At 41.4% G+C, this 239-nt stretch carries 1 protein-coding gene; it reads right to left on the reverse strand.

The window, feature by feature from the left end; all coding sequences use genetic code 11:
• The coding region (locus Q4528_RS15860; protein WP_303522704.1) for a hypothetical protein at positions 1–239 on the reverse strand (239 nt) is incomplete at both ends.

Below are 239 nucleotides of genomic sequence, written 5' to 3' on the forward strand. Positions count from 1 at the left end.
ATGTGCATCTTGGTAATGGTCTCGCGGCCTTGATCCACCAGTTAATAACTGTAACGTACCAACCGCTGGAGCTCCGACTAGGTAAGACCTAAACGTTAGTTGTCCCCAATGACCAAAAGCATTCTTTGTAGAAGACAACTGCATTGCAGTTGCGGCTAATGAGATTGGTACCATTAATGTTTTTTCACCAAATAACTTGGCAACGCTGGAAATATTGTCTGAAAAACTCGATTTAATAT

Origin of the sequence: Staphylococcus pasteuri (assembly GCF_030547725.1) — a bacterium.
Lineage (GTDB): Bacteria > Bacillota > Bacilli > Staphylococcales > Staphylococcaceae > Staphylococcus > Staphylococcus pasteuri.